The organism is Solibacillus merdavium, from assembly GCF_014836935.1.
In the GTDB taxonomy this organism is placed as follows: Bacteria; Bacillota; Bacilli; order Bacillales_A; family Planococcaceae; genus Solibacillus; species Solibacillus ferritrahens.
This window is the reverse complement of the sequence record NZ_JACSPW010000005.1, coordinates 192,829-201,721: the sequence shown is the minus strand read 5'-3', so window position 1 is coordinate 201,721 and position 8,893 is coordinate 192,829. Positions and strand designations below refer to the sequence as shown.

The window sequence follows — 8,893 nt, the reverse complement described above, 5'->3', positions numbered from 1 at the left end:
ATGTATGTGTCGAAAAATATTTTTTGGACACTCAAAAATGGCGTAAGCCATTGATATATCAACATTTATAGAGGGAGGATTATTATGCTTAATAAGCTACCAGATCAAATGACAGCTTTAAAACAGTGGGTATGTTATAAAGCCATACCACGAAATGGAAAAATAACAAAAGTACCCGTAAACCCTCATAATGCAACACCTATTGATTGTAACAATGAACGTAATTGGCTCACATTCAATGATGCTGTATCAGCAGTTGCAATTAATGAAGCAATTTCGGGAATTGGCTTCGTATTCACAGAAAATGATAACTTTGTAGGTATTGATATTGACGGTTGCGTTGATGAAAATGGTAATTTATCAAGTGTGGCAGAAGATATTGTTAATCTGTTTTCAGAAAAGGCATATATTGAATTTTCTCCAAGTGGAAAAGGGCTTCATATTATTACGCTGGGTAACAAATGTGGTACAAGTTCGAAAAATGCAACGCTTGGACTTGAAATGTATGATAGAAAACGCTATTTCACAGTAACTGGAGATGCATTGTTTAATTCAGCAACCTTAGAGGATTGTAGCGATGAAATTGAAACGATTTATCATAAATATTTTGTGAAAAAGGAGGAACAACAAAGTATGGTTTCAATTATCGAGAATGACATTTTAGAATTAATGTTTGCAGGCAAAAATGGTGATCGCTTACGAAGTTTGTATGATGGACAATGGGAATCTTATTATCCTTCTCAAAGTGAAGCGGACTTAGCCTTGTGCAATGCCTTGGCATTTTATACAGGGAAAGATGCCAATGAAATGGACATGATCTTCCGAAAATCAGGTTTATTTCGTCCAAAGTGGGATCAAATTCACTACGCAGATGGTAGAACGTATGGTGATTCTGTAATTGAAAATGCCATTGATCAGACGGCGGTAGTATTTGAAAAAAATAATAGTGCAAGCAATAAGAAATCAAAGAATAAAGTGAAAACAGAAGAGATTCCAATATGGTATGAAAAATCGAAAAGTTCCTTAATCTTAAAATCGGGTATTCTTGCAGAGTATTTGGCTGAAAATATGGACTTCATTTTTACAAGAGGGACTGTTTATCAATATTGTAATGGCGTGTATAAAGCGTTAAAAGATGAAGAGATAAAAGCAATCATTTATAGTAAGTTGAATAGAAATTATAGTAAATCGACACAAGTAAAAGATGTATTAGAACAATTGAAAATCCAAATCTTATTTGACTCTTCATTATTAGATAGTCCGCAACATTTACGAACCATAAACTTTAAAAACGGTCTTTTTGATATAGAAAATCGTAAATTGACTCCTCATGCGCTTGATTTTTATACAACCTTCCAAGTAAATGCTGAATATAATCCATCGGCAGACTGCCCACATTTCAAGAAATTTATTGCACAATCAATGGACTCTGATGACATTTTAATTGCTCAAGAACTATTAGGCTATTTGCTAATTCCAACGACTATTGCTGAAAAAGCATTTATTTTATACGGTCCAGGTAGAAGTGGTAAATCAACATTCTTGAAGTTGATTGAATTCATTTTGGGGAAAGAGCATTACTCCAGCATTTCTATGCAGGATTTGTCAGATAAATTCAAACCAGCGTTATTAGTAGATAAATTAGCAAATATTTTCGCTGATTTACCCAACAAGCGTTTAGACGATACAGGGATCTTTAAAGCTATTGTGTCAGGCGATACGATAGTCGTTGAAGATAAGTATGGTAAACCATTTCCTTTCAATAATAAAGCACGCCTTATTTTCTCCTGCAACGAACTCCCAGCAAACTATATTGACCGCACTGATGGTTTCTTCCGAAGATTAATTATTCTCCCATTCTTAAATCAAGTTCCAGAGTCAGAAATCGATCCTTTTTTATTATCAAAATTGCAAAGCGAAGTAGAAGGAATTATTCTGTGGGCTCTTGAAGGACTTGAACGCCTCATTAAAAATAAATTCCAGTTCACTAAGAGTGAATCGACTAAAAAATTATTAGATGAATATCGCAAAGAATCGAATAACGTAATTTGGTTCATTGAGGAATATTGCGAATTCATCCCTGGTGAAAAGGAATACAGCCAATCACTTTATCAAGCCTATAAACGTAAATGCGAAGAGAATGGAAAACAGCCAATCTCACAAATGAAATTTAATAAATCGATTGAGAATGAATATAAAGGCAAAATTATAAGACAAGAAGATCCAAGCAACCGCAGAATAATTTATAAGGGAATTACTATCAATCCGATGAAATAGACTAAACCAGCATAAAGTAAATTTAAACAATTCACAGGGAATCGAAAGGGTTTTTTCTATTAAATAGTAAATTTTAAAATATAGTAGATGATATAAAAAATATAGAAGATAGACTAAACCCTTTCATCCTCCTCTTCTTTGTGGTTGTCGTTAATAAAGAGATGTCGTCCAACACATTTCTACTTTCAAGAAGGCGCAGTGTAACGCGTAATTGTTGTTTTATCGTATGAGATGACAATACAGATTTAGTTGATTTTCAAGTTGATTCATAATCAATTTGTCCAAATATAATATTAATCAATAACGATAAAAGGCATTGTAACTTATAGTGACAAGATACAATGCCTAATTTTATTAAGGGAATGTTAAAGATTTTGGAGAGGTTTTTTCTTTTAATCTGTATACTGCTTTAATATTATTCGTGTCATCAAACTCTACTTGAAGATCGACTGGTCCGCTTATAGCAGGTTTATCGGGATTTTTTAATTGAACAATGTGCTGATTGATAGCTGTCATGTTACTGTTAATTGTTTCATAGTGATGGGATAAGTGTTTTGTAAGTTCTTCTTTTTTAGAATCAATTGTCTTATTTCTTCTAAAAGTTGCATTTAAAGACTGATTTTTTTCTTTTAGTATATTTTCAAATTGTTTATGGTAATCGTTAAATTGTTTAAAATAATGTTCAATATCTTTAACTCTATTCATGCTAACTTCTGTGTTATTGCCAATATCGTTGGAAAGTTTCAAGCAAATAGACATTACTTCTAAATTGCCATATCCAATCAGTATTTTTTGCTCAAAAGCAGAAGTAAGGTCTTGCACGGTTGGTAAAATCTTATTTACTTCAAACTTTGTTTTTTCCTTGATCTTAGATGCATCTTCTAATAAGTGAGGAAGCTCCTTAAGGATTGATTCCATTTCTGTATATGATGTTAGCGAAATATCTTCAATTTTAGTTAGATAAATAGATAATTTTTCATCTGTGCTTTGCAGACTTGGCAAAATGGATTTGAGATAGCGTATATTGCCTTGGATATTTCCGACTTTATCATTATTATATTGCCTTATTAACGTATCAATTTTTTTATCGATTTTATTCAATTGTTTGTTTATCTTATCTAAATGTTCTTGAGCAGTTATAATTGTCATTACTCCAAAAACAGCGTTTCCTAATTGAGCAGGATTAATTTTTTTAATATCTTTCGTTTCAACCCATCCATGTCCTCTAATACGGTGTTTGCCATCAACTACAATTGTTCTAAGTTGTCCGTGAGCGCCTTTTTTCTGCATTACCTTAAGCTCGCCTGACACCAGCTTTTTTTGTATTTCTTCGCTAAATTTAACAATAACTTTTTTCTCAGTAGCTATAATATCTTTAGCTTGGGAAGAGATTTTGAAAACATCTCCAAGATTAGCTTTTAAAGAATTGGTTAATGGCAATGATTCAACTTGAGTATATGAACCTATGTCAGGTGAATTAGAACTTTGAATTTCTAACAGAGGTCTTGAAGTAGTCAGAACTGGTGCATCAATTGTTTGCGATTTGCCATTAGTTACAGACTTCTTTCTTGTGAAGTATGCATAAATAGCTACTGCTAAAATAGCGGTAACTACTATTAAATAACTTTCCATAATAAATCCTCCCTGCGCTTCCCCTAAACTTTATTAACGGCACTTCAGATGTAAAATAATATTTGAATTAAATACATTGTATCTTATATATCAGCTCATATGGAATCAGTTTTAATTTATAAATGTGAGAGTATGTTTTGAATTTTTAATGCATCAAGGTGTTATAATTAGTAATAATATGGGAATTGAGAGGGCTGTGGATATATGGAGTTGATTAGTGTAGAAGGAACATTAAATTTCAGTAATAATGAGTTTGGCTTTCAGGAAGTAATCGATGATTTACCTAATGCTAAAAATGTTTATATAGTTACATACAATGTTTCTAAAAATGAAGACACTTTATTAAATGCTATTAGGAATTTAAATGGTATACCTGTAACTATTATAACAAACATACCTGGCAGATTTATGAGATATACATCTCCAACAGCTCGAACTAATGCTTTTAGAAATATCTCGAATTATTTAGATCGATTAGATACAGAAAATTATAATTGTGACTTGAAAAGTTACTTTAATTTTAGAAATCATTCCAAAATAATAATGACAGATAATGTTTGTTATATTGGGTCGGGAAACTTTTCTGATGAAAGCTTTAATAACTATGAGTCGGGAATTATTATTAGAAATGTGGAAACTATAAATAAAATTAAGACTCAATTTATTGAAACCATAATTAAAGAATCTATTTTATTTTCAACTTCTTATTATTCAATTTTTAAGGAAATAGCATTAGATGTTATTAAAAGATGTCAACAGGAGTTGGAAAAGTTAGAACAAGGATTATTTACTTCTATGGAAGTAGGATATTGTAAAGATGAAATCGTCTTAGATAGATATACTGCATTTTTACCAGATGATATTTTTGATAATTTTTATTCTATGTATGAAGAATGTAATGGAATGTGTTATGAAATCCAAGAAATGTTTAATGATGAAATTAATATGGAGAAATTAGCAAAAATATTAAGATTGATAGAAACCCAGGTAGAAAAAATGCATAGCATTTTAGAGGACTTAGCTAACTTCGATTTCCAAAACTATCAAATGAGAAATGCGCAGGAATCTTACTATTATTCAACTGGAGATCCAGATGATTTACAAATAGCAATTGAATTTGGTCAAACTAAAGCACAAGAACGTTTAGAACAAATCATTGAAGAATATTATGATCAAAAAGGATTTATTGAGAGGTGGGTATTGCGAGTTCCAAAACTTTTTGAACTATTGATTGATGAATTAGAAACATTAAGTGATGATATGAGATGTGAAATTGTTTATCAGAACCAGGATGTTATAAATAATACAGGATTATAATTAAAATTTTATAAAACAAAAAGATGCTTGCCAGACTAACAATTTATTTGGTTCCATTAAATTGGGAATTATGAATAATTAACAAATTAATTATAAATTGAGCTGTCCTTGTATAGTTTCTACATTTACAGCTCTACAATTTATACTTTTCTAATGATTTAGGTTTAACCATCACTAAACCCCAGAAATCAAGGTGGGCTGGGTAGGTAAATAGAGAGGAAGGTTATATAATGAATATGAAAAGAGCATACGAATTATCTGAAATTGGAAAAATGAAATTTACAGAATTACTAACTTTTTTAATTGTTTTTATATTTACGCCTTTGATAATTAAAATAGTAAATAATCTATTTAATGATGCCTTGCTAATTTTAATTCTAATACCTATTATAAGTGTAGTGATTTTCTTAATAATAATTTGGAAAAGGGAAAAAGGGACAAAAAAATATCCTACTAACTATTGGCTAATACTTTTTTTGCTACTATTTTCATATATGGACCTTTTGATTATTATTCTTATAAATAATCCTAATTTAACAATATATGGATTAGTTATAGCGTCTTTTTTATATTTATACATATTTGGTATATTGTTTTATTATTTTATGAACTTTTTATTTATGTTCCGAATAAAAAAGATGTTTCCTTCTGAAGCAGATATAGAGAAAAATCAAGTAGATGACATGAGCTTGAAGAAATTATCTAAATATATAGATATTGATAATCAAAAAATGTATTATAGTCTGTCTTTAATAAATTTTGCAATATATATGGGTGTTGTGTATTTTGGCATGTTGCTCTTAATTAAGAATTTTACTGATGAAAAGGGTAGTGTTTTTGAGCAATTTTCTTCTTGGGTAAAAGAGCAAGAATATGTAACTCTATTTAACGGTATTGCTATATTTTCATTATTAATAACGATTTATAATATAACTATACCTATTCAAAAAAGAATTATTAAAAATGCGAGAGAGAAAGTTATAGAAAAAAATAAAGAATATTTTAATGACTCTTCTCGAATTAAATAATTGTATTTAATTGTTTAACATAATTACTATTCAAAATCAGAATATGTCCCCGTAATTTTAATGTATAAGGTCAAAACCATGGTCAAAATGGTTTGAATGGCTATAAACCCTTGATATTACTGCATTCCTCGACGACAGGGCATAGCCCCGCCGTCTCCATATACTGGAAATCATATAGCGTCATATAAACGCATATGAGTCCTCAAAACCCTTGTATATCAAGGGTTTTTTATTTTGTCTGCGCATAGACACTCATCTAAGCACAGTTTAAAAGTTGCCAAAATAGTTGCCAAAAAGTTGTCACGGTTTTTGACAACTTTTATTCGTTATCATCATTTTTAATAAAGCTTAAATAATTTTTTGTACTGCTCGCGAGCGATTGACGAGTCACGTGCGTATAGATCTTCATCGTTGTTTCTAAATCAGTATGGCCTAATCGCTCCATTACTTGTGCTGGGGTAAAGAAGCCGGATTCGAATAATAGTGAGCAATGTGTATGACGTAGCCCATGCGTCGAAATCTCGCGTAAGTTGTGTTTCTTTTGCACAGAGCGAATCCACTGACTTGTCTTAGAGGGATGCATCAACTCGTTCTGAATGTTTGGGAATAATAACTGCTTGTTATCCGCTTTCACCTTCAGCCGCGCTTTAGAAAGCTCTAAACGCTGCATTTCAGCCCATTGTTGCAACAAGCTAAGGGTTTCTTCATCTAAATCCACAACGCGCGGTTTTGACGTCTTTGTGTTCTTAATATGCAGCCCTCGCGTCGTAGAATAACCGACTGCCTTGTTAACCCGTAATACAGCCGCTTCGAAATTAACATCCGCCCATGTTAGTGCAAAAAGCTCACCTTTACGTAGGCCTGTATGTGCTAAAACGTGAAAAACAATGTATTTTAACTGTGATAAATCTGCCTTGCAGCAAGCTAGAAATTCCGCCAATTCCTCACGAGTATAATAGTTCTCTTTAAAAACCTCATTTTCATGCTCAAACTGCTCTTTCTTTTCTGAAGGAAGCTCGATGCCTGTCATCGGATTTTTAGCAATGAGATCCATCTGTACCGCTTCTTTCAATATACGACTAAAGTAAAACAAAATTTTACGACTCGATTTTAGCTTCTTCGTCATCTTCGTTACGAACTGTTTACAGTCAAGGTACGTAATTGAATCAACTGGACGTGTAGCGAAAGCAGGTAAAATATGATTGTTGAAATAGCCAATTGTTTTATCTAACGTTGTTGATTCAACTTTTAGTTCATAGCCTTCTTTCCAAATGTTAAAGACTTCCTGGTAAGTCATTGATTTATTTGATGTAGAAGCGGAGGTGGCTAGTGCTTGTAAGCTCATAGATTCATTGCTTCCGAGCTTTTTCTTTTCAGGGTAGATGCCCAGTGCAGCTTGAGCTTGTAGTTTTTTTAACTCTTGCTTTGCTTCTTTTGTAGATGTGAAGCCTCGTCGAGTAACGATTCGAGGTTTAGTTTCACCTTCAGGAATTCCTAAATTAACTACGAATTTATATGATGTAGTACCGTTTTTTAATATTTCTTTTTTGATTGTAATTGCCATGTTGTCCTCCATATGTGCTTGTGGAGCAGTTTGGAGACTTTAAAATTATACCGTATTTAAGATAATTAATCTTATTGTAAATAAGTATTATTTTTAATATAAAATTAATTATTATGAATTTTATTTCTTTTCATTTGAGGTTAGAAATGTTTTCTTGCTATTATGTAATTACTTGAAATTTAGGAGGACTATAGTTTGAGAATATTATTGCCTAATATTGTGAGTTCGATTACAAGTATTGATAGTTTTAATCAGCAAGTTTATGCATCAATTAATAAGAATTATAAAACTATAGTAATTGATGCTTCAAATTTAGCTTTTATAACACCTCTAGGTATGATTAGTTTAGTTTTAGGAATTCAAAATTTAAATAGATATATGAAAGTTTACTTAGATTTAGAACATTGTGAAATTGTTTCTTATCTTGAAAGGTTAAATTTTTTTGAATACTTACCTGAGGGTGTTTTTTGTAATTGTAGTTTAGAAGAATATAAGTCAAGAAATAGAAATGATACAAGTTCTATTTTATTGGAAATATTACCTTTGAGAAATGACGATGATTTAGAGTGTATGACAGACTCCATTTTAAAGATATTTTCAGAAAATAATTTCTCCTCTAAGATTACAAATAATATTATCAACATTACAACGGAGTTAGGAACAAATATTTATAATCATAGTGAAGGAAATGGTTTTGTAACTATCCAACTTTATAAGTCTTCAAATAAAATACGTATAGGTCTTGCTGATGATGGAGTAGGTATTATTAATAGATTTAAAGTTAAGGCAGATGAAACTGATACCCAACATGATATTTTAAAAAAAGCTTTCATGGTTAATGAAAGTACAAGGGAATCGTCAGGTGGGTTAGGGTTAAATACAATGAGAAAGAATTCTTTTTCGGATAATTTTAAAGAAAGTAGAATTCTACTTAAAACAGGGAATAATATATATAATATTCTTACTAAGGATATTCAAATTTTTAAAACTACCTCCATTTATCCAGGGACTTACTATGATTTTTGTATTGAAATTGCTTGACATAAATTTGAATATGTAATAGTTTTAAATTATC

Annotated in this window: 6 protein-coding genes; 4 read left to right on the top strand and 2 right to left on the bottom strand. The window is 31.0% G+C overall.

Features of this window, described 5'->3' with window-relative positions; all coding sequences use genetic code 11:
- The first annotated feature begins 84 nt into the window (after positions 1–84).
- Positions 85–2,277 (top strand): phage/plasmid primase, P4 family, encoded by a 2,193-nt coding sequence (locus H9632_RS07590; protein WP_191703508.1) that lies wholly within the window; start codon positions 85–87, stop codon positions 2,275–2,277.
- A gap of 354 nt (positions 2,278–2,631) precedes the next feature.
- On the opposite strand, the gene H9632_RS07585 is transcribed toward H9632_RS07590, so the two are convergent.
- Positions 2,632–3,909, bottom strand: a complete 1,278-nt coding sequence (locus H9632_RS07585) for a hypothetical protein (protein ID WP_191703507.1) — start codon at positions 3,907–3,909, stop codon at positions 2,632–2,634.
- Positions 3,910–4,113: 204 nt separating this feature from the next.
- On the opposite strand from H9632_RS07585, the gene H9632_RS07580 reads away from it, so the two are divergent.
- Together H9632_RS07580 and H9632_RS07575 are read left to right on the top strand one after the other, a co-directional pair.
- Complete coding sequence (locus H9632_RS07580; RefSeq protein ID WP_191703506.1) at positions 4,114–5,226, top strand: phospholipase D-like domain-containing protein; 1,113 nt, start codon at positions 4,114–4,116, stop codon at positions 5,224–5,226.
- A gap of 230 nt (positions 5,227–5,456) precedes the next feature.
- A complete protein-coding gene (locus tag H9632_RS07575; RefSeq protein ID WP_191703505.1) occupies positions 5,457–6,254 on the top strand; it encodes a hypothetical protein in 798 nt (265 codons plus the stop codon).
- Between the two features lie 319 nt (positions 6,255–6,573).
- Here H9632_RS07575 and H9632_RS07570 read toward each other — a convergent pair whose 3' ends face one another.
- Positions 6,574–7,818: a tyrosine-type recombinase/integrase gene (locus H9632_RS07570; RefSeq protein ID WP_191703504.1), complete on the bottom strand. Its 1,245-nt coding sequence runs from the start codon at positions 7,816–7,818 to the stop codon at positions 6,574–6,576.
- A gap of 195 nt (positions 7,819–8,013) precedes the next feature.
- Here H9632_RS07570 and H9632_RS07565 point away from each other — a divergent pair, with 195 nt between their 5' ends.
- A complete protein-coding gene (locus H9632_RS07565; RefSeq protein ID WP_191703503.1) occupies positions 8,014–8,859 on the top strand; it encodes a hypothetical protein in 846 nt (281 codons plus the stop codon).
- Positions 8,860–8,893: the final 34 nt, after the last annotated feature.

What these genes read in the sequence shown, in the direction of transcription:
- H9632_RS07585 (WP_191703507.1), bottom strand. Translation starts at nt 3,909, where the DNA reads ATGGAAAGTTATTTAATAGTAGTTACCGCTATTTTAGCAGTAGCTATT.
- H9632_RS07575 (WP_191703505.1), top strand. Translation starts at nt 5,457, where the DNA reads ATGAATATGAAAAGAGCATACGAATTATCTGAAATTGGAAAAATGAAA.
- H9632_RS07570 (WP_191703504.1), bottom strand. Translation starts at nt 7,818, where the DNA reads ATGGCAATTACAATCAAAAAAGAAATATTAAAAAACGGTACTACATCA.
- H9632_RS07580 (WP_191703506.1), top strand. Translation starts at nt 4,114, where the DNA reads ATGGAGTTGATTAGTGTAGAAGGAACATTAAATTTCAGTAATAATGAG.
- H9632_RS07590 (WP_191703508.1), top strand. Translation starts at nt 85, where the DNA reads ATGCTTAATAAGCTACCAGATCAAATGACAGCTTTAAAACAGTGGGTA.